The organism is Variovorax sp. Root318D1, from assembly GCF_001424835.1.
In the GTDB taxonomy this organism is placed as follows: Bacteria; Pseudomonadota; Gammaproteobacteria; order Burkholderiales; family Burkholderiaceae_C; genus Variovorax.
In genome coordinates, this window is record NZ_LMCQ01000012.1 from 556,851 (window position 1) to 576,569 (window position 19,719).

At 67.4% G+C, this 19,719-nt stretch carries 19 protein-coding genes; 6 read left to right on the forward strand and 13 right to left on the reverse strand.

All coding sequences use genetic code 11. The annotated features are described in order from the left end of the window. Positions 1–23: 23 nt before the first annotated feature. On the reverse strand, positions 24–2,156 hold the full coding sequence (locus ASC78_RS12710; protein ID WP_055801526.1) for a 3-hydroxyacyl-CoA dehydrogenase NAD-binding domain-containing protein: 2,133 nt from the start codon (positions 2,154–2,156) through the stop codon (positions 24–26). A 145-nt stretch (positions 2,157–2,301) separates the two neighbouring features. Here ASC78_RS12710 and ASC78_RS12715 point away from each other — a divergent pair, with 145 nt between their 5' ends. Beyond that, positions 2,302–3,222, forward strand: a complete 921-nt coding sequence (locus ASC78_RS12715; protein ID WP_055801529.1) for a LysR family transcriptional regulator — start codon at positions 2,302–2,304, stop codon at positions 3,220–3,222. Here the strand turns inward: ASC78_RS12715 and ASC78_RS12720 are convergent. Continuing rightward, positions 3,207–3,434, reverse strand: a complete 228-nt coding sequence (locus tag ASC78_RS12720; RefSeq protein ID WP_055801533.1) for a hypothetical protein — start codon at positions 3,432–3,434, stop codon at positions 3,207–3,209. The genes ASC78_RS12715 and ASC78_RS12720 overlap by 16 nt on opposite strands. A gap of 114 nt (positions 3,435–3,548) precedes the next feature. Between ASC78_RS12720 and ASC78_RS12725 the strand changes: the two genes are divergently transcribed. Beyond that, complete coding sequence (locus ASC78_RS12725; RefSeq protein WP_055801536.1) at positions 3,549–4,070, forward strand: ureidoglycolate lyase; 522 nt, start codon at positions 3,549–3,551, stop codon at positions 4,068–4,070. Here the strand turns inward: ASC78_RS12725 and ASC78_RS12730 are convergent. The 7 genes from ASC78_RS12730 to ASC78_RS12760 form a co-directional block, all read right to left on the reverse strand. Next, positions 4,067–4,432 (reverse strand): TfoX/Sxy family protein, encoded by a 366-nt coding sequence (locus tag ASC78_RS12730; RefSeq protein ID WP_055801539.1) that lies wholly within the window; start codon positions 4,430–4,432, stop codon positions 4,067–4,069. The genes ASC78_RS12725 and ASC78_RS12730 overlap by 4 nt on opposite strands. A gap of 68 nt (positions 4,433–4,500) precedes the next feature. After that, a complete protein-coding gene (locus ASC78_RS12735; RefSeq protein ID WP_055801542.1) occupies positions 4,501–5,682 on the reverse strand; it encodes an amidase in 1,182 nt (393 codons plus the stop codon). A 27-nt stretch (positions 5,683–5,709) separates the two neighbouring features. After that, entirely contained in the window at positions 5,710–6,699 is a 990-nt protein-coding gene (locus ASC78_RS12740; RefSeq protein ID WP_055802157.1) for an ABC transporter ATP-binding protein, read from the reverse strand. A gap of 35 nt (positions 6,700–6,734) precedes the next feature. After that, entirely contained in the window at positions 6,735–7,775 is a 1,041-nt protein-coding gene (locus tag ASC78_RS12745) for an ABC transporter ATP-binding protein (protein WP_055801544.1), read from the reverse strand. 340 nt (positions 7,776–8,115) lie between these two features. Continuing rightward, a complete protein-coding gene (locus tag ASC78_RS12750) occupies positions 8,116–9,024 on the reverse strand; it encodes an ABC transporter permease (protein ID WP_055801547.1) in 909 nt (302 codons plus the stop codon). A gap of 28 nt (positions 9,025–9,052) precedes the next feature. Beyond that, positions 9,053–10,006 carry an ABC transporter permease gene (locus ASC78_RS12755; protein ID WP_055801550.1) on the reverse strand — a complete coding sequence of 318 codons (954 nt, stop codon included), beginning with the start codon at positions 10,004–10,006 and terminating at the stop codon, positions 9,053–9,055. Further along, the gene (locus ASC78_RS12760; RefSeq protein WP_235505087.1) at positions 10,006–11,607 is read right to left on the reverse strand and encodes an ABC transporter substrate-binding protein; all 1,602 of its coding nucleotides are present in this window, start codon (positions 11,605–11,607) and stop codon (positions 10,006–10,008) included. Before ASC78_RS12760 ends, ASC78_RS12755 begins: the two co-directional genes overlap by 1 nt. Before the next feature lie 186 nt (positions 11,608–11,793). Between ASC78_RS12760 and pyrC the strand changes: the two genes are divergently transcribed. From pyrC to htpX, 4 genes are all read left to right on the forward strand, one after another. Continuing rightward, positions 11,794–12,825: a dihydroorotase gene (gene pyrC / locus ASC78_RS12765; RefSeq protein WP_055801555.1), complete on the forward strand. Its 1,032-nt coding sequence runs from the start codon at positions 11,794–11,796 to the stop codon at positions 12,823–12,825. Continuing rightward, entirely contained in the window at positions 12,822–13,628 is an 807-nt protein-coding gene (locus ASC78_RS12770; RefSeq protein WP_055801557.1) for an NYN domain-containing protein, read from the forward strand. Before pyrC ends, ASC78_RS12770 begins: the two co-directional genes overlap by 4 nt. Continuing rightward, positions 13,625–14,371 (forward strand): DUF3025 domain-containing protein, encoded by a 747-nt coding sequence (locus tag ASC78_RS12775; protein WP_055801559.1) that lies wholly within the window; start codon positions 13,625–13,627, stop codon positions 14,369–14,371. The genes ASC78_RS12770 and ASC78_RS12775 overlap by 4 nt, the downstream gene beginning before the upstream one ends. Positions 14,372–14,521: 150 nt before the next feature. Then, positions 14,522–15,397: a protease HtpX gene (gene htpX / locus ASC78_RS12780; protein ID WP_055801562.1), complete on the forward strand. Its 876-nt coding sequence runs from the start codon at positions 14,522–14,524 to the stop codon at positions 15,395–15,397. Between the two features lie 104 nt (positions 15,398–15,501). On the opposite strand, the gene ASC78_RS12785 is transcribed toward htpX, so the two are convergent. From ASC78_RS12785 to cysK, 4 genes are all read right to left on the reverse strand, one after another. After that, positions 15,502–16,305 carry a ProQ/FINO family protein gene (locus ASC78_RS12785; protein WP_082517514.1) on the reverse strand — a complete coding sequence of 268 codons (804 nt, stop codon included), beginning with the start codon at positions 16,303–16,305 and terminating at the stop codon, positions 15,502–15,504. Positions 16,306–16,356: 51 nt separating this feature from the next. Next, positions 16,357–16,908, reverse strand: coding sequence for a flavin reductase family protein (locus tag ASC78_RS12790; protein ID WP_370878303.1), 552 nt, complete (start codon positions 16,906–16,908; stop codon positions 16,357–16,359). Positions 16,909–17,001: 93 nt separating this feature from the next. Beyond that, positions 17,002–18,642 (reverse strand): NAD(P)/FAD-dependent oxidoreductase, encoded by a 1,641-nt coding sequence (locus ASC78_RS12795; protein WP_055801567.1) that lies wholly within the window; start codon positions 18,640–18,642, stop codon positions 17,002–17,004. Positions 18,643–18,726: 84 nt separating this feature from the next. Beyond that, a complete protein-coding gene (cysK, locus tag ASC78_RS12800) occupies positions 18,727–19,647 on the reverse strand; it encodes a cysteine synthase A (RefSeq protein WP_055801570.1) in 921 nt (306 codons plus the stop codon). Positions 19,648–19,719 lie beyond the last annotated feature (72 nt).

The window sequence follows — 19,719 nt, forward strand, 5'->3', positions numbered from 1 at the left end:
TCTTGGTCTGTCCCGCAAGGTTTTCAGTTTTGATTGAGGCTGGCGAAATCGGCACCGCGTTCGACCAGATCCACCAGCAGCGGCGAGGGCTGCCAGAAAAGCGGGTCTTCCTTCGCGAACTCGCGGATGTCGGCCAGCACCTTGGCGAGGCCCACGGTGTCGGCGTACTTCATCGGGCCGCCGCGGTGGCGCGGGAAGCCGTAGCCGTAGAGAAAGGTCACGTCCACGTCGAGCGGGCGCAGCGCGATGCGCTGGTGCACGACGTTGGCGCCTTCGTTGATCATCGCGGCCATGTAGCGGCGCATGATTTCTTCTTCGGTGAAGGCGCGCGGCGTGATGCCGGCACGCTCGCGCTCGGCGTCGATGATGGCCAGCACCTCGGGGTCGGGCACGCCGGTGCGCGCGCCTTCGGGGTACAGGTAGTAGCCGCGCTGCGTCTTCTGGCCGAACCAGCCGCGCTCGCAGATGCGGTCGGCAATCTGCACGTAGCGTGCCTTCGGGTCGCGGGTTGCGGCCTTGCGCTTGCGCGTGGCCCAGCCGATGTCGCCGCCGGCCAGGTCCGACACCTGGAACGGGCCCATCGGGTAGCCGAAGTTGCGCACCGCCTCGTCGATCTGGTAGGGCGAGGCACCGTCTTCCATCATGTGGTCGGCCGCCTGGCGGTATACGGCCAGGATGCGGTTGCCGATGAAGCCGTCGCACACGCCGGCGCGCACCGGCACTTTCTTCAGCTTCTTCGCGAGCTCGAAGCCGGTGGCGACCACGTCGGCGCTCACCTTGGCGGGCACCACGATTTCGAGCAGCTTCATGATATTGGCCGGCGAGAAGAAATGCAGGCCCACCACGTCCTGCGGACGCGAAATGCTGGCCGCGATCTCGTCGATGTCGAGGTAGGAGGTGTTGGTGGCCAGCACTGAGCCGGGCTTGCACACGCGGTCGAGCTCGGCGAACACGGCCTTCTTCACACCCATGTCTTCGAACACGGCCTCGACCACGATGTCGACCTGCCCGAGCGCGTCGTAACTCGTGGAGCCCGAGAAGCGCGCCATCACTGCGGCCTTGGCCTCGGGCGTCATGCGGCCCTTCTTGATCAGGCCGTCGTACACCTTCTCGACGTGCTGGCGGCCGCGTGCAAGGCTGGGCTCATCGCGCTCGATCATGGTCACGGGCATGCCCGCGTCGAGCATGGCCACCGCGATGCCCGCGCCCATGGTGCCGCCGCCGACGATGCCGGCCGCATCGAGCGCGCGGGGCTTGGCCACCTTGGTCTCGGGCGCCTTGAGCACTTCGCGTTCGGCGAAGAAGGCGTGGATCAGTCCCGCGCGCTGCGGGCTGTCGATGCATTGCAGGAAGAGCTTGCGCTCGAGTGCCATGCCTTCGGCGAAAGGCAGCGTGAGCGCGGCTTCGACCGCTTCGATGATCTTCATCGGCGAGAACAGGCCGCGGCTCTTTTTGGCGGTGTCGGCGCGTGCGGCTTCGAGGGCGGCCCGGCTGGCTTCGGTATCGGCCAGCGCGGTGGCTTCGCGCGTTCGGCGTACCGGGGCCTTGGCGGCGACGAGTTCGTTTGCGTAGGCGAGACCTTCGGCGAGCGCGTCGGCTTCGTTGCCGAGCCGGTCGACGAGGCCGAGCGACAGCGCTTCCTTCGCGCCCGCATGGCGGCCGCTCAGCATCAGTTCGAGTGCGGGCTTCACGCCGACGAGGCGCGGCGCCCGCTGCGTGCCGCCCGAGCCGGGCAGCAGGCCGAGCGCGACTTCGGGCAGGCCGAGCTTGGCCGACGGCGCGGCAAGGCGGTAGTGCGCCGAGAGCGCCACTTCGAGACCGCCGCCGAGTGCTGCGCCATGGATCGCCGCGACCACCGGCTTGCTGCAGTTCTCGATCTTCAGGCACACCTCCGGCAGCGATGGCGGCTGCGGCGTCTTGCCGAACTCGCGGATGTCGGCGCCGGCGATGAAGTTGCGGCCCGCGCCGACGATCAGCACCGCGGCGGCGCCGCCGTCGGCTTCGGCCGCGTCGATCGCAGCCACGAGGCCGCGGCGCACGTCCACGCCCAGGGCGTTGACGGGCGGGTTGTCGATGATCACCACGAACACGTTGCCTCGACGTTCGAAGGCGACGGGACCGGAAGACGTGGAGGGGCTGGAGCTTGAGGTGGCCATGTGCTTTGTCTCTTGCGTGGCGAGCCCTGCAACGCGAGGGGCTCGAGGCTCTGGGGTGAACCTCGCATTCTTGGTCCGCGCCGCCGCTTTGACAATTGCATAGACGGTTGACAGACTGTCAAAGAATTTTTGACACAATCGCCGCATGGACCTCCAATCGCTCACCCTGCTGGTGGAAATCCTCGACGCGGGCAACCTGAGCGCGGCGGCCCGCCGGCTCAAGATGAGCCGCGCCAACGTCAGCTACCACCTCAACCAGCTGGAGCGCTCGGTCGGCGCGCAACTCGTGCGGCGCACCACCCGCCGTGCCGAGCCGACCGAAATCGGCCTGCGGCTGTACCAGCACGGCGTGGCCATCCAGACCGAACTGCTGGCCGCGCGGGAGTCGGTCACCACGCTGGGCGAGGGGTTGCAGGGCCGCGTGCGGTTGAGCGTGCCCAGCGGCTACGGACAACTGGTGATGGCCGACTGGCTGATCGACTTCAAGCGCCAGTACCCCGGCATCGTGCTCGACGTGGTGTTCGAGAACCGCATCGAAGACCTGCTGCGCGACGAGGTCGACATTGCGGTGCGCGTGATTCCCGAGCCGCCGCAAAACCTGGTGGCGCGCGACCTGGGGCCGGTGCGCTACGTGGCCTGCGCGTCACGCGACTATGCAGAGAAGCATCCGCTGCCGGTGCAGCTCGACGAACTGCAGGGCGCGCCCGTGGTCACGGCGGCTGTCATCGGCCGGCAGCTGCGCGTGTCGGCTTACCAGGGGGAAACGCGGCGCGAGGTGATCCTGGAGCCGACCTTGATCTCGGAAAACTTTCTGTTCCTGCGCCAGGCCGTCCTCGCGGGCCTGGGCATCGGCCTCGTGCCCGACTACGTGGTGCAGGAAGACGTGCGCAAGGGCGACGTGGTGACCACGCTCGACGACTGGCGCCTCTCCATCTTCGGCACGCAGATGTTCATGCTCTACATGCCGAACCGCCAGCACACCCGCGCGATCCGCACCTTCATCGATTTCATTCTGGAGCGGGTGCGAGCGCCCGGCGCGGAGCCGACCGATCAGTCGCAGCGGTAGGTGACTTCGGCATTCGGCGCGCGGGCCGCTGCCTTCGGGTCGAGGTAGCGCAGCGGGGCGCCAAAGTTGCGGCAGTAGGCCTCGGCATCCTTGGCGCTGGGCGACTTGTACACGCCGTCCCCCAGCCGTGTGACGAGGGGTGCCGGCCCCGTTGCGCATGCCGCGACGAGGGCGACCGGAACGAGCAGGCAGAGGGTGAGAGAGGGTCGCATCGGGAAGGCGCAGGGATGCGCGGAGGAACAAGAAGTCCGCGACTTTAGCGCCTGCCGGTCCGGCGCCGGATGGGGCGAGATGACCAACGGCATGTTTTCTGCTGTACTGGCCGCATGAACGATGCCGCTCCCCGCGCCGCCCCCATGCCACTCGCCGTGCAATCGCTGACGCCGCAAGCCTTCGCACCCTATGGCACTGTGATCGAGGCACCCTCTGGCGCAGGTCGCCCGATCAATGGCGGCAATGCGCAGCGCTTCGACCTGGTTTCCGATCTGCAGCTCGGCACCGCGAACGGCCGGCCGATGCTCGCGTTGTTCCGCGCAGAGGCGCGGCGCTTTCCGCACCAGGTCACGGAGATGGAGCGCCACGCGCTCGGCAGCCAGACCTTCGTGCCGCTGGGCGAGCGGCGCTTCGTCATCGTCGTGGCGCCGGCCGGCGAGCCTCCGGCGGCCGGTGCGCTCGCCGCGTTCATCACCGACGGGCTGCAGGGCGTGACGCTCGCGCCCGGCACGTGGCACCACGCGCTGCTGGCAGTGGACGCGGGCGACTTCGTGGTGGTGGAGCGTGCCGGCGATGCGGTCGATTGCGACACCTGCACGTTCGCGGCGCCGGCGATGGTCGACTGGAAAAGCTAGGCGCCCTTGCCGGCGGTCTTTTTCTTCCTGGCGAGACTTTGCGCCACCTGAACAGCCTCCCGGGCCAGCGCCGTCAACGCTTCGTGGTCTTCGATGGTCTCGATTGGAACCTGGAAATACTTTCGCACCTGCACGCGCCGTGCCTTTGTGTCGTAGGCAAAGCATTGGCTGCCCAGCTTCTCGTATTTCGGCCGGGTGTCCTTGTCCACGACGAAGTACAGGGTGCTGCCCATGATCATCCCGAACTGCGTGGCATCGGCCGACAGCCCCGTTCCGCCGAAGAAGCGGGTTCTGGCGATGCGCGGGATTCCGGAGAGCCGGTCCACGATGAAATCGGCGAACTGCGACGAGGCTTCCGACATGATGTGCTGGCGCCAGGCGCCGGATGAAAAGAGCGCAGTGTCGCCGAGTCCGGCCAGGCCGCGCCGCGTCAGCCCGCCGCGATGCGCTCCGCCATCCGGATCAGCGACCGGTCCGAGCCGGCCGGCCCGAGCAGCGAAAGGCCGAGCGGCGCACCGTCGCGCTGCGCGAGCGGCATCGACAACTGCGGAAAGCCCGCGAGCCCCGCGATGCACAGCATCTGGATGGCGCGGTTGCGGTAGTCCTCCAGCCCCGCTTCGCTCTCGCTGCGCAACGGCGCGATGTCGGGCATGGTCGGCATCAGCAGCACGCCGTCGGTGCCGAGCAGTTGCGCCAGGTGGCCGCGGAAGGCGGCGCGAAACGCGCGTCCGGCGGCAATCTGCGCGTCGGTCACGTCGCGCGACCAGGCAAAGCGCTCGGCCACGCCAGGACCGAGGGGTGGCGCGTAGCGTTCGATCAACGGACCGTCGGTGAGCCAGGCCTCGTGCGCCTGCACGTAGCGGAAGTTCCAGTACATCGCATCGAAAGAGTCGAGCGCAACGGTGATGCCCTGCGCTTCGCCGAATACGTCCTGCACGCGCGCGGCTGCATCGGCCAGCGCATCGGCAGCGGCCGGGGCGGCAAGCGACCAGACGTCGTCGGGGCGCAGCAGCCGCACGCGCTGCGGGAGCGCGGGCGCGTCCTCGCCCAGCAGCACCTTTGCCACACGCGCGAAGGTGCCGACGTCGCGCGCGAACCAGCCGCAGGTGTCGAGGCTGGGCGACAGGTCCAGCACGCCATCGAGGCTCACGCGACCGTGCGTGGGACGCAGGCCGTACAAGCCGCAATGGTTGGCCGGTGCGCGCACCGAGCCACCGGTGTCGGTGCCGAGCGCGAAGTCGCACAGGCCCGACGAGACGGCCGACGCCGAGCCAGACGAACTGCCGCCCGTGATGCGGTCCTTGGCCGCTCCATTGATGGGCGCGCCGAAGTGCGCGTTGTTGCCGTTCATCGAGAACGCCAGCTCGTCCGTCACCGTCTTGCCGACAAAGCGTGCGCCGGCGTCGAGCAGCTTCTGCACGGTGGGCGCGGTGCGCGTCTTGATGCCCGACATCGCCAGCACGATGGGGCTGCCGCCACCCGTCGGGTAGCCCGCCACATCGAACAGGTCCTTGGCGGCAAAACTCAGGTCGGCCAGCGGACCGGTGCCTGCGCGCGACACGGGCACGTCGGGGTAGGGAACGAACGCATGTGCGGGGTCGAACAGCGGCATGGCGATGAAGGTTTGGACGAAGAGATTTCAGGCGACCAGGACGGGCGCGGTGGCCGCGGCGGCATCGGTGCGGATGCAGCGCGCGCGGTGGTTCGGCGCAAGCTCCACCGCCGTGGGCTGTGCGGCCCGGCACATGTCGTTCGCGAGCGCGCAGCGCTCTGCAAAGGCGCAGCCCGGCGGCAGAGCGGAGAGATCGGGCGGCGCGCCGCCGATGGTTTCGAGTCGCGTGCCACGCGCCAGCGCACCGTGCGCGCGGCTCTTGAGCAATGCGATGGTGTAGGGATGCCGCGGCGAGCGGATCAGCTCGCGCGCGGTGCCTTCCTCGACGATGCGCCCGGCATACATCACGGCAATGCGGTCGGCCACTTCGACGGCCGCGCCAATGTCGTGCGTGACGAAGATCACCGACAGGCCGAGGTCGCGCTGCAGTTCGCGCAGCAGCAGCAGGATCTGGATCTGCACCGTGGCATCGAGTGCGGTGGTCGGCTCGTCGGCCAGCAGCAGCTGGGGCTTGCAGGCCAGCGCCAGCGCGATCATGGCGCGCTGGCGCATGCCGCCGGACATCTCGTGCGGATAGGCGGCCAGCCGGCGTTCGGGGCTCGGAATGCGCACCCGCTCGAACAGCGCGAGTGCGCGCTGCCGTGCCTCGGTTTCGGAAACGGCTTCATGGCGGCGGATCGATTCCACGATCTGCGCGCCCACCGAATACACCGGGTCGAGTGCCAGCAAGGGCTCCTGGAAGATCATCGACGCCACCTTGCCGCGGAAGTCGAACAGCTCGCGCTGCGGCATCGCGAGCACGTCGCGGCCCGCCACCTGCACGTGGCCACCAATTCGCGTGCGACGCTCCGGATGCAGTCGCAGCAGCGTTCGCATGGTCACGCTCTTGCCAGAGCCCGATTCGCCGATGAGCGCCACCACTTCACCGCGCCGCACATCCAGGCTCACGCCGCTGACGGCATGCACGGGCTTGCGTCCGCCCGAGAAAGTGACGCTGAGGTCGCGCAGGCGGACCATCGGTTCGCCGTCTGGAATGACGTTGCTGTTGGTGCTCATGCTGCTCGCCTCATCGGTTGCCGCGCCAGCGGATGCCCGCTGCCCGGCTCGTGGACCAGGCAGCTCGCCGCATGCTGCGAGCCCATGGCAATGCGTTCGGGAACGACCTGGCTGCACACCGGCGCGGCCAGGGCGCAGCGCGGATGAAAGCGGCATCCGGTGGGCGGGTCGATGGGGTTCGGCGGGTCGCCGGCCAGCGGAGCTTCCTCGGTGCGATGGTCGGGGTCCATCGACGGCATGGAGGACAGCAGCGCGCGTGTGTAGGGATGGGCCGGCGCCTCGTAGAGCGCGTCGGCCGGGCCGATCTCGGCCACCTGGCCGAGGTACATCACCATGACGCGGTCGCTCACGTAGCGCACCACGTTGAGGTCATGGCTGATGAAGAGGTAGGTAAGGCCGAATTCAGCCTTGAGGTCGAGCAGCAGGTTGATCACTTGTGCCTCGACTGATTTGTCGAGCGCCGACACGGCCTCGTCGAGGATGACCATGCGCGGCTGGAGCGCCAGCGCACGCGCGATGTTGACGCGCTGGCGTTGCCCGCCCGACAGCTCGTGCGGATAGCGCTCTGCAAAGCGATGCGGCTCGAGGCCGACGCGCGACAGCAGGTCGCGCGCGCGGGCCACGGCTTCGCGCCTTGGCACACCATGCACCTGCGGGCCAAAGGCGATCGAGTCCTCGATGGTGAGGCGCGGGTTGAGGGAGGCGTAGCTGTCCTGGAACACCATCTGCACCTGCCGACGGAATTCCTTCAGCGGCAGGTCGCGGCTTCCGACCTCGCGGCCGTCGAACACGACTTCGCCGCGCGTCGGTTCGAGGAGCTGCATCAGGAGACGCGCGGTGGTCGACTTGCCGCAGCCCGATTCGCCGACTACGCCCAGCGTTTCGCCCTTCATCACTTCGAAGTCCACGCCGTCCACCGCGCGCACCATGCCGCCGCCGCGGCCCAGCGGATCTTTCTTGAGCGGGAAGTGCTTGACGAGTCCGGTAATGGTGAGAAGCGGTTGTGCGGGGCCGCCGATGTCTTTCAGTGCGTCCATGCGGTCATGCCTCTGTCGGTTTGCGTTGCGGGTGCTCCTGATTCAGGGCGTGTGCACAGGCCACCGGGTACTCCCCTCCGCGAATGTCCCCCGCCTTCGGCTCCTCCTTTATTTCGCTGCGGGGAGCACCCGGCGCCCTGTGCCCAATGGGCGCTGCGGTTGTTCCGCTCGATCAACGACCGCGCCGCATGACGGTCACGTCGATGGGGTGCCTTGCGCAGCGAAATAAAGGAGGAGCCCGAAGGGCGGGGGTCATTCGCGGAGCAAGGTACCCCGTCGGCGGGAGCGCGCCCCGAACAAACCAACCGCGCACTCCGAGGCACAAAAAGACAAGCGCCCATCACGAACCCTTGTTGTCCATCGCAGAACGCAAGCCGTCCGACAGGATGTTGAAGGAAATCGACGTGATGAAGATCATCACCCCCGGCAGCGCAGCCACCCAAGGCTGAGCATAGATCGCAGTGCGCAGCGTATTGAGCATCAGCCCCCACTCCGGCTCAGGTGGCTTTACGCCCAGGCCCAGGAACGAGAGGCCCGAGGCCAGGATCATCGACACCGCGATCAGACTGGTGGCGTAGACGAAGATTGGGCCGAGCACATTGCCCAGCACGTGAACCCGCACGATGGTGAACGGGCTCGCACCCGAGGCGCGGGCCGCCTCCACATAGTCGCGGTTGCGCACCTGCGTGGTCACGCTCTCGGCCACGCGCGCAATCTGCGGAATGAACACGATGGTGAGCGAGATCAGCGAGTTGACCACGCCCGCGCCCAGCGTGCCCGACAGCGCAATGGCCAGCAGCACCGAAGGGAAGGCATAGAACACATCGATGGTGCGCATGATCAGCGTGTTGGTGAGGCCGCCCGCATAACCGGCCACCAAACCGATGACCGTGCCGAGCACGAAGGCGCAGAGCACCGGCGTAATGCCGATGAAGAGCGACAGCCGCGCACCGACGATCAGCCGGGAGAGCATGTCGCGCCCGAGTTCGTCGCTGCCCAGCGGCAGGCCCGCGGTGCCGATGGGCTTGAGCCGCTTGAGCATCGACGACTGGTAGGCGTCGGCCGGTGCGATCCAGGGGCCGACCAGCGCGAGCGCGATCAGCAGCAGCACGACGATGGCGGCGCCCACCGCCACCGGGTCGCGCCGGAAGCGCAGCCAGACCGAAGCCCAGTAGCCGCGGGAGCGCTGGGCCGGCAGCGGCTCGACGGCCGCTGCCACGGGTGAGGAAGAAGCGAGCACGGAGGACATGGGTTTATCGGTTTGATCTTTTTCTTCTTCAGGCACGCGCAATGCGCGGATCGAGCAGCGTCTGCAGCACGTCGACCAGCAGGTTGAGCACGACGAAGAACAGCGCCAGCACGAGGATGGTTCCCTGCAGCAGCGGCAGGTCGCGCTGGAAGATTGCCGAGTTCAGCAGAAAGCCGGTGCCGGGCCACGAGAACACGGTCTCGATCAGGATCGAGCCGCCGAGCAGATAGCCCAGTTGCAGCCCCATCACGGCCAGCGCGGTGGGCGCCGCGTTCTTCACCATGTGGCGGAAAACGCCGAAGTGCGTGAGCCCCTTGGCGCGCAAGCCCACGATGAACTCCTGGTCGAGGATGTCGGCCACCAGCGCGCGAACCGTGCGCGCGATGATGCCCATGGGAATCACCGATATCGTGAGCGCCGGCAGCACCAGGAACTGCAGATGCGCCCAGTCCCACGCCCAGTCGCCCGAACCGCTCGGGCCCGCGCCCGTGGCGGGCAGCCACATGAGCTGCGAGGAGAACACGATCACCATCACCATGCCGAGCCAGTAGTGCGGCACGCTCACGCCCAGCACCGACAGCATCGATGCAAAGCGGTCGACCCATGAGCCGCGGAAGTAGCCCGCCACGAACCCGAACAGGCAGCCCAGCACGAAGCCGATGAAGGTGGCCACGACCGCCAGCCGCAGCGTGTTGCCGACGGCGGTGAGCACCTCCGACGCCACGGCGCGGTTGCTGGCAATGGACACGCCCAGGTCGCCGTGCAGCGCGCGCCAGACCCACATTGCGAACTGCTCGGGCAGCGAACGGTTGAAACCGTACAGCTCGCGCAATTGCGCCTGCAGGTCGGCCGACGCATCGGGCGGCAGGATCGACACCAGCGGGTCACCGGGCGCGATGTGCACCAGCAGGAAGCACACGAGCGCCACGCCGACCATGATCGGCACGGCGTAGACGATGCGGCGAATCAAATAGGAAAACATCAATCCATCGTCATGGTGGCGATGTCGATGAACCAGCTCTTGGGCTGCACCACGTTCTTGATCTTGGCCGAGAGCGCGCGCGGACCGACGTCGTGCGCAATCCAGACGAAGGGAGCGTCGTCCACGATGTGGGTGTGCAGCTTGGCCAGCGCCGCGTCGCGCGCCTTGTCGTCGAAGCTGGTGCGCGCGTCGGCCACGAGCTTGTCGACCTCGGCGTTGCCGTAGTAGCCCCAGTTGTTCGACACCGGCGGAAAGGCCTTGGTGCTCACGAAACGCACCATCGCGAAGAACGGGTCCATCGCCGCGAAGCTCACGTTGGTGGCGTTGGCGCCGTTGGCCGAGGGGTCCTTCGCGCCCTTGCGCCAGTTGGTGAAGAGCGTGTTCCATTCGATCACGTCGAACTGCACGTCGAAGAAGCACTGCTTGAGCGACTCCTGCGCGAACTCGTTCATCGGGAGCGGCTGCATCTGGCCCGAACCCGAGGCGGAGATCTGCACCTTCACCTTGATCGGTTTGGCGGCGGAATAGCCGGCCTGCGTCATGAGTGCCTGCGCGGCCTTCACGTCGTACCTGATGTCGAAGCCCGGCTTGCCGAACCAGGGGTGGCCCGGCGGCACCGTGCCCTTGGGCTCGGCCATCATGCCGCCGAGCAATTGCTTCATGCCGCCGCGGTCGATGCACAGGTTGGCAGCCTGGCGCACACGCTTGTCGAGCCATGGCGAACCTTCGGCGAACGAGAGCTGCCAGGGCCACACGTGCGGCTGGGCGTTCGAATAAATCTTGAAGCCGCGCTGCGTGATCTGCGCCATGGCGTCGGGCGCGGGCGCCTCGATCCAGTCGACCTGGCCGCCGAGCAGCGCGGCGGTGCGTGCGTTGGCTTCGGGCATGGGGATCATCACGACCTTGTCGATCTTCGGCGCGCGCTTGGCGTCCCAGTAAGTCTTGTTGGCCGCCAGCTCCAGCCGCTCGCGGGCGACAAAGCGCGTGACTTTGAACGGGCCCGAGCCGGCGGGATCGGCCGCGAAAGCAGTCCATGCGGCCTTGGCCTTGTCGGCGGGCGTTGCACCGGTCGCGGCGTCGAACTTCTTTTGCCACTGCGCAGGCGAGGCCATGAACAGGTTCGTCAAGTTGATCGGCAGGAAGGCATCGGGCTCGCTGGTGGTGAACTCGACCGTCATGTCGTCGATCTTGCGCGCCGTGCGCAGCGTGGGCATGCGCGAGGCGGTCACGCCCACCTGGCTGGGGTCGAACTGCGGCGCGTCCTTGTCGAGCACCTTCTGCACGTTCCACACCACGGCATCGGCGCTGAAGGCCGAGCCGTCATGGAACTTGACGCCCGGGCGCAGCTTGAAGACCCACTTGGTCTTGTCCTTGGCGTCCACCGCCCACGAGGTGGCGAGGCCGGCGATCAGCACGCTGGGCGCATCGGCCTTGGACAGGTCCCATTGCGTGAGCGAGTCGTAGATCGGAATGCCGGTGAAGCGGTTGCCCTCGAAGCCCTGGTCGGGCTGGCCCAGCGTGCGCGGAATGTCGGCGGCCGTCATGGCGATGCGCAGGGTTTTTTCCTGCGCGAGCGCAGCGGGTGCGGCAACGGCCAGCATGGCCAGCAGCACGCTGGCGGCCAGCGGTTTCAGGGACGGGGCAGGGATAGCAGCACGCTTCACATCAACTCCTAAGGAAAGGACGGGCCAGGGCCCGAAGACGAAGGCCACGAGGCCGAGGGAAGCGGTCAAGCACGACATGTGCCAGCCGCTGTTCCGGGGCCCCGATGCGACAATCGCCTTCTCATGACAGATACCCTCACCATCACCCGCCCGGACGACTGGCACCTGCACGTGCGCGATGGCGCCGCCCTCGAAGCCGTGGTGCCGCACAGTGCGCGCCAGTTCGGCCGCGCGCTGGTCATGCCCAACCTGCGTCCTCCCGTGACCACCGCGGCGCAGGCCATGGCCTACAGCGACCGCATTCGCGCCGCGGTACCCGAAGGCACGGCCTTCGAGCCCGTGATGTCGCTCTACTTGACCGACAAGCTGCCGCCCGAAGAAATTGCGTTGGCCGCCCAGGCCGGCGTGCGCGCGCTCAAGCTCTACCCGGCCGGCGCCACCACCAACAGCGATGCCGGCGTGACCGACATCCGCCATACCTACAAGACGCTCGAAGCGATGCAGAAGCACGGCCTGCTGCTGCTGGTGCACGGCGAAGTGACCGACCCGGCCGTCGACCTGTTCGACCGCGAGGCTGTGTTTATCGACCGCGTGATGATTCCGCTGCGCCGCGACTTCCCCGAGCTCAAGGTGGTGTTCGAGCACCTCACCACGAAAGAGGGCGCTCACTACGTGCGCGATGCCAACCGCTTCACGGCCGCCACCATCACCGCGCACCATCTGCTCTACAACCGCAACGCCATCTTCACCGGCGGCATCCGCCCGCACTACTACTGCCTGCCCGTGCTCAAGCGCGAGACGCACCGCGTGGCACTGGTCGAGGCGGCCACCAGCGGCAGCGACCGCTTCTTCCTGGGCACCGACAGCGCGCCGCACCCGGCCCACCTGAAAGAGCATGCGCTCGGCTGCGCCGGCTGCTACACCGCGCTGACCGCCATCGAGCTCTATGCCGAAGCCTTCGACAGCGTGGATGCGCTCGACAAGCTCGAGGGGTTCGCGAGCTTCCACGGCCCCGACTTTTACGACCTGCCGCGCAACAGCGGCACCATCACGCTGAAGCGCGAAAGCTGGACCGTGCCCGAGACGGTGCCCTATGGCGACGCCACGCTCAAGCCGCTGCGCGGCGGTGAAACCATCGCCTGGAGACTCGCATGACCCCCACGCTGCGCGTGATGCTGCTGATCGATGCCGACAACGTCTCGGCCGACGTGATCGAGCAGGCCGTGCAGCGGACCATGGCCGAGCACGGCGCCATCCACGTGCGGCGTGCTTACTGCAACGCCGAAACCGCGCTCAAGCAACAGACGCTCTTCAAGCGCCTGTCGGTGCGGCCGATGGTCAATCTCTCGTCCGGCAAGAACAGCACCGACATCGCGCTTGCGGTCGATGCCGTCGACCTCGTGATTGCCGAGCGCCCCGACGTGGTGGTACTGGTGTCGTCCGATTCCGACTTTGCGCCGCTCGTGATCCGACTGCGTGAAAAGGGCTGCCGTGTGTGTGGCCTCGGCCAGCAGGGCAAGACCGGCGAAGAGACCGTGGCGGTGTACGACGAGTTCACCGACCTGCGGCACCACGGGGCACCGGTTGCGCCGGCCGCTGCGCCAGCCAGGAAAGCTGCGGCCAAGGTGGCCGCGAAGCGCGCACCCGCTGCCAAGACCGGCAAGAGCACGGCCACGCCAGCTCGCAAGACCGCGGCCAAGACACCGGCCCGCAAGGCGGCCAAGGCCGCCAAGCTGGCGCAACCGCCGTCCGAGGCGGCCGAGTTCATCCTGCAGGCTGCGCCCGCATTGCGCAGCGGCGCCGACGTGCCGCTCAACGACGTCGCCCAGGCCTTGCGCGCGGCAGGGCTGCTCGGCAAGCACGGCAGTTCGCTCAAGCTGTTCGACAAACTCCCTGCGGAGTTCGCCGTGCTGCAGCACCCCGACCGCATCCGCTGGACCGGAGCCCCCGCGCCTTGAGCCTGGAGGCGATCGACTGGGCACAGCCCTGGCTCGCGCCTTATCGCGTCATTGGCGAAGCGGCGGCGCACACCGCGCTCTGCACCTCCGTTGCAGCGGCGCTCGAACAGGGCGCCAAGCCGGCTTCCGCGCCCACCTTCGTGCCGCAACTGGACCTGCCGGCGGGCCGTGCCTACGAAGCCCACATCTTCCAGACCGGCACCGTGCCGACCCGCGACAACCTGCACGACTTCTTCAACGGGCTGGTCTGGCTGGCGTTCCCCGAAACCAAGCGCCGCCTCAATGAACTACAAGCTTCGGAGATCGCCCGCAATGGCGTCACCTCCACGCGCGGCCCCGTGCGCGATGCGCTCACGCTCTTCGACGAGAACGGCGCGCTGCTCGATGCACCCGCCGCGTTGTGGGAGGCGCTGGTCGCGCGCGACTGGCACACCCTTTTCGTGACGCAGCGCGCGCTGTGGTCCGAGGCGCGCCTGATTGTGTTCGGCCACGCGTTGCTCGAGAAGCTCACCACTCCGCGAAAGGCGATCACCGCGCATGTGCTGCTGCCGGCACCGCCTTCACCGAATGGCGGTGGACCCGAGGCGCTCGACGACCGGGTGCTGGCGCGCCGACTCGATGCGCAATATCTGGCGCAAAAACCTTTCGTCCCCTTGCCGGTGCTCGGCGTGCCGGGCTGGTGCGCAGACAACGCCACGGCGGATTTCTACGACGATCCGAAGGTCTTCAGGCCCGGTCCGTAGAACTTTTGCTCCTATCATCGCTCTACCCGCCAGCCGCGGTGCGGCTCATCCAGAATCCAAACAACACAGGAAGAGCGACATTTTCTGCACGGCTTGAAGAGGGCCATCCGGTCCTCATCTATGCGGCAGCATTCCCCACGGAGAATTCAATTGAAACGTATCCTTCTGTTCGTTTTGACCAATGTGATGGTCGTTGCAGTGCTCGGCGTCGTCGCCAGCCTGCTCGGCGTCAACCGCTTTCTGACGGCCAACGGGCTGAACCTTACGGCGCTGCTCGGCTTTGCGCTGATCATGGGCTTTGGCGGTGCGATCATTTCGCTGCTGATCAGCAAGCCCATGGCCAAGTGGACGACCAAGCTGCACATGATCGACAACCCCCAGACGCCCGACGAGGCCTGGATTGTCGGCACGGTGCGCAAGTTCGCCGACAAGGCCGGCATCGGCATGCCCGAGGTCGGCATCTTCGAGGGCGAGCCCAATGCCTTCGCGACCGGGGCGTTCAAGAACTCGTCGCTGGTGGCGGTGTCCACCGGCCTGCTGCAGGGCATGACGCGCGAAGAAGTCGAGGCCGTCATCGGCCATGAGGTGGCGCACATTGCGAACGGCGACATGGTCACCATGACGCTGATCCAGGGCGTGATGAACACCTTTGTGGTCTTCCTGTCGCGCGTGATCGGCTATGCGGTCGACAGCTTCCTGCGCCGCGGCGACGACCGTTCGTCGGGCCCTGGCATCGGCTACTACGTGAGCACCATCGTGCTGGACATCGTGCTGGGATTTGCCGCCGCCATCGTGGTGGCGTGGTTCTCGCGCCAGCGCGAGTTCCGTGCCGACGCCGGCGCGGCCGCGCTCATGGGCCAGAAGCAGCCGATGATGAACGCGCTGGCGCGCCTCGGCGGCCTGCCCGCTGGCGAGCTGCCCAAGGCGGTGGAAGCCATGGGCATCACGGGCAGCATCGGCAAGCTGTTTGCCACGCACCCGCCCATTGAAGAGCGCATTGCGGCGCTGCAGAACGCGCGCGGCTGATCGTCCTCTCCGACAGCAAAAAGAAAGCCGCCACGGTTTGACCGTGGCGGCTTTTTTATTTGTGCGCGTTGCCGCGCTTCAGCTCGAACGCGCTGGCGGGCCTGTCAGGCCGCTGGCGGAACCTGCTGCCGCTCGGCGCGTGCACGGGCAAGCGTGCGCGCCACCTCGTCGGTGTTCATGCCGTACATCTCCGCAAATTCATGCTCGCTGCTGCGGCCGCTGGCTTCGAAGGCGCGCAACAGCGCTTCGCGCTTGGCGGCTTCGCGGGCCAGTTCAGCCAGCGCTTCATCGAGCACGGCATTGGTTTCCTCGTCGCGCGAGCGCACCAGCACGGCGTAGGCTTCGCGGTCGAGGCCCGAGGCTTCCACCGCGCGGGCGATGCGCGCCACCAGCTGCGGGCGCAGGTCTTCGCCGGAGCGCTGGGCGCGGCGGCGGTGCAGTTCGAGGATGGCGTGGTGCACGTGCTCCGGTGCCACGGCTTCGACCATGTTGCCGTCGAGATCGTGGCGCGGATGGCCCGCGGCCACCGCCTCGAGATAGCGCGTGGAGCGTGCGTGCAGGCCGAGCGCAACCTTGAGATCATCCTTCTTGAAATCGTCGGGGTGCTTTTCGAGCAGGTCCTGGAACACGCCCAGCTTGAGCGGCAGGAAGCGCGCGCCGAACATGTTCGGGTAGAGCTCGAACAGTTTTTCCAGCGCGGGATGCACCTTGCGCGAGCGCGCCGGCTGTTGCGGCTGCTGGGCTGCCTGTTTCGGCTTCTGTTTTTGCTGCTGCTGCCGTGGCTGGCGCGGCGGGCGCGGCGACCGGGGCGGGCGTCCGTCGGCGGCCGGCTGCAGCGGGGCGGCGCCCTCGGCTTCCGTCGGCTGGACTTCCTGGATTTCTTCTTGAGGCGTGGCGGTGTCGGTCATCGGTCGGGTCTTGTCAGGTTGGCAGCGGCGGAAAAAATGGAACTCGCTCGCTCAGCGCGGGCGGAACATCTTGAAGAGATTGTCGGGGCTGATCTCGAAGTAGTCGGCGGGGCCGCCTCCGCGCAGGATGGGCTGCGCCGCGGCGGTGTCGTAGATGCCGTCCTTCAGCAGGTGCCGTGCAATGTGCACGCCCACCACTTCGCCGAGGATGAGCCAGGTGGGCACCGGCACGCCGTCCACGCCTTCGAGCTGCAGCACCTGCGTGAGCCGGCACTCGAAGGACACCGGGCTCTCGGCCACGCGCGGCACTGCGATGTGGCGCGACGCTGCAGGCGTGAGGCCGACGAGCTCGAACTCGTTCACCTCGGGCGGCACGGCCGCGCACGACTGGTTCATTTGCTCGGCCAGCGGCCGGGTGGCCAGGTTCCAGCCGAACTCGCGCGTCTGGCGGATGTTGTGCAGGCTGTCCTTGGCGCCGATGCTCGCAAAGCCGACGATCGGCGGCGTGTAGTTGAAGGCGTTGAAGAAGCTGTAGGGCGCAAGATTGAGCGCGCCGTTCTCGTCTTGCGACGAGATCCATCCGATCGGGCGCGGACCGACCATCGCGTTGAACGGATCGTGCGGCAGGCCATGGCCTTTGGCGGGCTCGTAGAAGTGGAAGTCGTCGTTGTTATTGCTGGACACCGCACTAGCTCCTTATGTTCCCGCGACGCTGCGCGCCACGGCTTCGGCCACCTTGATGCCGTCCACGCCGGCCGACAGGATGCCGCCCGCGTAGCTTGCACCTTCGCCCGCCGGATACAGGCCGCGCACGTTGAGGCTCTGGAAGTCGTCGCCGCGCGTGATGCGGATCGGCGACGAGGTGCGCGTCTCGACGCCGGTGAGCACCGCGTCGTGCAGGTCGAAGCCCTTGATCTTGCGGCCGAAGGCGGGGAAGGCCTCGCGCATCGCCTCGATGGCGTAGGCGGGCAGCGCCTGGTGCAGGTCGGTGGGCGTGACGCCGGGCTTGTACGAAGGCGTCACGCTGCCAAGCGCGGTCGAGGGCTTGCCCGCGATGAAATCGCCCACCAGCTGGCCCGGCGCGCGGTAGTCGCCGCCGCCGAGCACGAAGGCGTTCGATTCGAGATCGCGCTGCAGCGCGATGCCGGCCAGCGCATCACCCGCGGTCTCGGCCGTCCAGCCGGGAAAGTCGCGCGGGTCGATGCCCACCACGATGCCCGCGTTGGCGTTGCGCTCGTTGCGCGAATACTGGCTCATGCCGTTGGTGACCACCCGGCCGGGCTCGCTGGTGGCAGCCACCACGGTGCCGCCCGGGCACATGCAAAAACTGTAGACGGAGCGGCCGTTGCTGGCGTGGTGCACCAGCTTGTAGTCGGCCGCGCCGAGCAGCGGATGGCCCGCATGGCGGCCCCAGCGCGCCCGGTCGATCAGGCCCTGTGGATGCTCGACGCGAAAGCCGATGGAGAAGGGCTTGGCGTCGATGTGCACGCCGCGCGCGTGCAGCATCTCGAAGGTGTCGCGCGAACTGTGCCCGAGCGCCATCACGACGTGGTCGGCGCGCAGCTCGCTCGTCTGGCCAGTGGCCTGGTCGAGCACGGTGAGGCCGCGAAGCTGGCCGTTCTCGATCTGCACGTCGGTCACGCGTTGTTCGAAGCGGATCTCGCCGCCCAGCGACACGATCTGTTCGCGGATGTTCTCCACCACCTTCACCAGTTTGAAGGTGCCGATGTGCGGATGCGCGACGTAGAGAATTTCGGGCGGTGCGCCGGCCTTCACGAACTCTTCCATCACCTTGCGGCCGAGGAAGCGCGGGTCCTTGATCTGGCTGTAGAGCTTGCCGTCGGAGAACGTGCCGGCGCCGCCTTCGCCGAACTGCACGTTCGACTCGGGGTTGAGCACGCTCTTGCGCCACAGGCCCCAGGTGTCGCGGGTGCGCTGGCGCACCGTCTTGCCGCGTTCGAGCACGATGGGCTTGAAGCCCATCTTCGCGAGCATCAGCGCCGCGAAGATGCCGCAGGGGCCGAAGCCGATCACCACGGGCCGTGGCGCGCCTTCGGGCGCCTGCGCCGGCGGCGTGTAGCGCATGTCGGGCGCTGGCTGGATGTGCGGATGGCCGGCATGCTTTGCGAGCAGCGCGGCTTCGAGCTCCGCATCGGCGAGTTGCACGTCGACGATGTAGACCTGCAGCAGCTGCGGCTTGCGCGCATCGAAGCTGCGCTTGAACACCTTGAACTCGCGCACGCTGGAAACCGGCGTGTCGAGGGCAGTGGCAATGGCTTGGGGGAGGGCCGCGTCGTCGTGGTCGAGCGGCAGTTTGATTTCAGAAATTCGCAGCATGTCGGTGGGGCTTGTATTTATCAAGCAGGCCGCAGATTTTACGCGCCCAAGGCGCTATGAAAGAGATAGCTGGTGATGGCGGGTTCAGGCTGGCAGGAAGCCTTCTACTGAAAGGTAGCGCTCGCCCGTGTCGTAGTTGAAGCCCAGCACCACCGCATCGGCCGGCAGCGTGGGCAGCTTCTGCGCAATGGCGGTGAGCGTGGCGCCGGAAGAAATGCCCACGAGGATGCCTTCCTCCACGGCGCAGCGGCGGGCCATTTCGCGCGCCGGTTCGGCGTCGACCTGCAGCACGCCGTCCAGCAGCGAGGTGTCGAGGTTCTTCGGGATGAAGCCCGCGCCAATGCCCTGGATCGGGTGCGGCGAAGGCTGGCCGCCGGAGATCACCGGCGAGGCCACCGGCTCCACCGCAAACACCTGCAGCTTCGGCCACTTCTTCTTGAGTACCTTGGCCACGCCGGTGATGTGGCCGCCGGTGCCCACGCCCGTGATCAGCACGTCGATGCCGTCCGGAAAATCGGCTGCGATCTCCTCGGCCGTGGTGCGCATGTGCACGTCGACATTGGCGGGGTTGTTGAACTGCTGCGGCATCCACGCGCCCGGCGTGCCGGCCACGATTTCTTCGGCGCGGGCAATGGAGGCCTTCATGCCGCCGGCGCGCGGCGTCAGGTCGAAGGTGGCGCCGTAGGCCAGCATCAGCCGGCGGCGCTCCACCGACATGCTGTCGGGCATCACCAGAATGAGCTTGTAGCCCTTGACGGCCGCGACCATCGCCAGGCCGATGCCGGTGTTGCCCGAGGTGGGCTCCACGATGGTGCCGCCGGGCTTCAGCGCGCCGGATTTCTCGGCGTCTTCCACCATCGAAAGCGCAATGCGGTCCTTGATGGAGCCGCCGGGGTTGGCGCGCTCGGACTTGATCCACACCTGCTGCTTCGCATTGCCGAACAGGCGGTTGATGCGGATGTGCGGCGTGTTGCCGATGGTCTGGAGGATGTTCTGGGCCTTCATTGGATCTCCTTGGGCTTTGTTTGGGGGGCAGGGCGGGCTGTCGAAGCGCCATTGTGAAACGGGCCGCCAGCG

Coding starts and splice junctions, on each gene's coding strand:
- ASC78_RS12725 (WP_055801536.1), top strand. CDS start 3,549: ATGAACGATGCCGCTCCCCGCGCCGCCCCCATGCCACTCGCCGTGCAA.
- ASC78_RS12715 (WP_055801529.1), top strand. CDS start 2,302: ATGGACCTCCAATCGCTCACCCTGCTGGTGGAAATCCTCGACGCGGGC.
- ASC78_RS12790 (WP_370878303.1), bottom strand. CDS start 16,908: ATGGTCGGTCCGCGCCCGATCGGATGGATCTCGTCGCAAGACGAGAAC.
- ASC78_RS12755 (WP_055801550.1), bottom strand. CDS start 10,006: ATGTTTTCCTATTTGATTCGCCGCATCGTCTACGCCGTGCCGATCATG.
- ASC78_RS12770 (WP_055801557.1), top strand. CDS start 12,822: ATGACCCCCACGCTGCGCGTGATGCTGCTGATCGATGCCGACAACGTC.
- ASC78_RS12720 (WP_055801533.1), bottom strand. CDS start 3,434: ATGCGACCCTCTCTCACCCTCTGCCTGCTCGTTCCGGTCGCCCTCGTC.
- ASC78_RS12735 (WP_055801542.1), bottom strand. CDS start 5,682: ATGCCGCTGTTCGACCCCGCACATGCGTTCGTTCCCTACCCCGACGTG.
- ASC78_RS12710 (WP_055801526.1), bottom strand. CDS start 2,156: ATGGCCACCTCAAGCTCCAGCCCCTCCACGTCTTCCGGTCCCGTCGCC.
- ASC78_RS12730 (WP_055801539.1), bottom strand. CDS start 4,432: ATGTCGGAAGCCTCGTCGCAGTTCGCCGATTTCATCGTGGACCGGCTC.
- ASC78_RS12745 (WP_055801544.1), bottom strand. CDS start 7,775: ATGGACGCACTGAAAGACATCGGCGGCCCCGCACAACCGCTTCTCACC.
- pyrC (WP_055801555.1), top strand. CDS start 11,794: ATGACAGATACCCTCACCATCACCCGCCCGGACGACTGGCACCTGCAC.
- cysK (WP_055801570.1), bottom strand. CDS start 19,647: ATGAAGGCCCAGAACATCCTCCAGACCATCGGCAACACGCCGCACATC.
- ASC78_RS12760 (WP_235505087.1), bottom strand. CDS start 11,607: ATGCTGGCCGTTGCCGCACCCGCTGCGCTCGCGCAGGAAAAAACCCTG.
- ASC78_RS12740 (WP_055802157.1), bottom strand. CDS start 6,699: ATGGTCCGCCTGCGCGACCTCAGCGTCACTTTCTCGGGCGGACGCAAG.
- ASC78_RS12750 (WP_055801547.1), bottom strand. CDS start 9,024: ATGTCCTCCGTGCTCGCTTCTTCCTCACCCGTGGCAGCGGCCGTCGAG.
- ASC78_RS12795 (WP_055801567.1), bottom strand. CDS start 18,642: ATGCTGCGAATTTCTGAAATCAAACTGCCGCTCGACCACGACGACGCG.
- ASC78_RS12785 (WP_082517514.1), bottom strand. CDS start 16,305: ATGACCGACACCGCCACGCCTCAAGAAGAAATCCAGGAAGTCCAGCCG.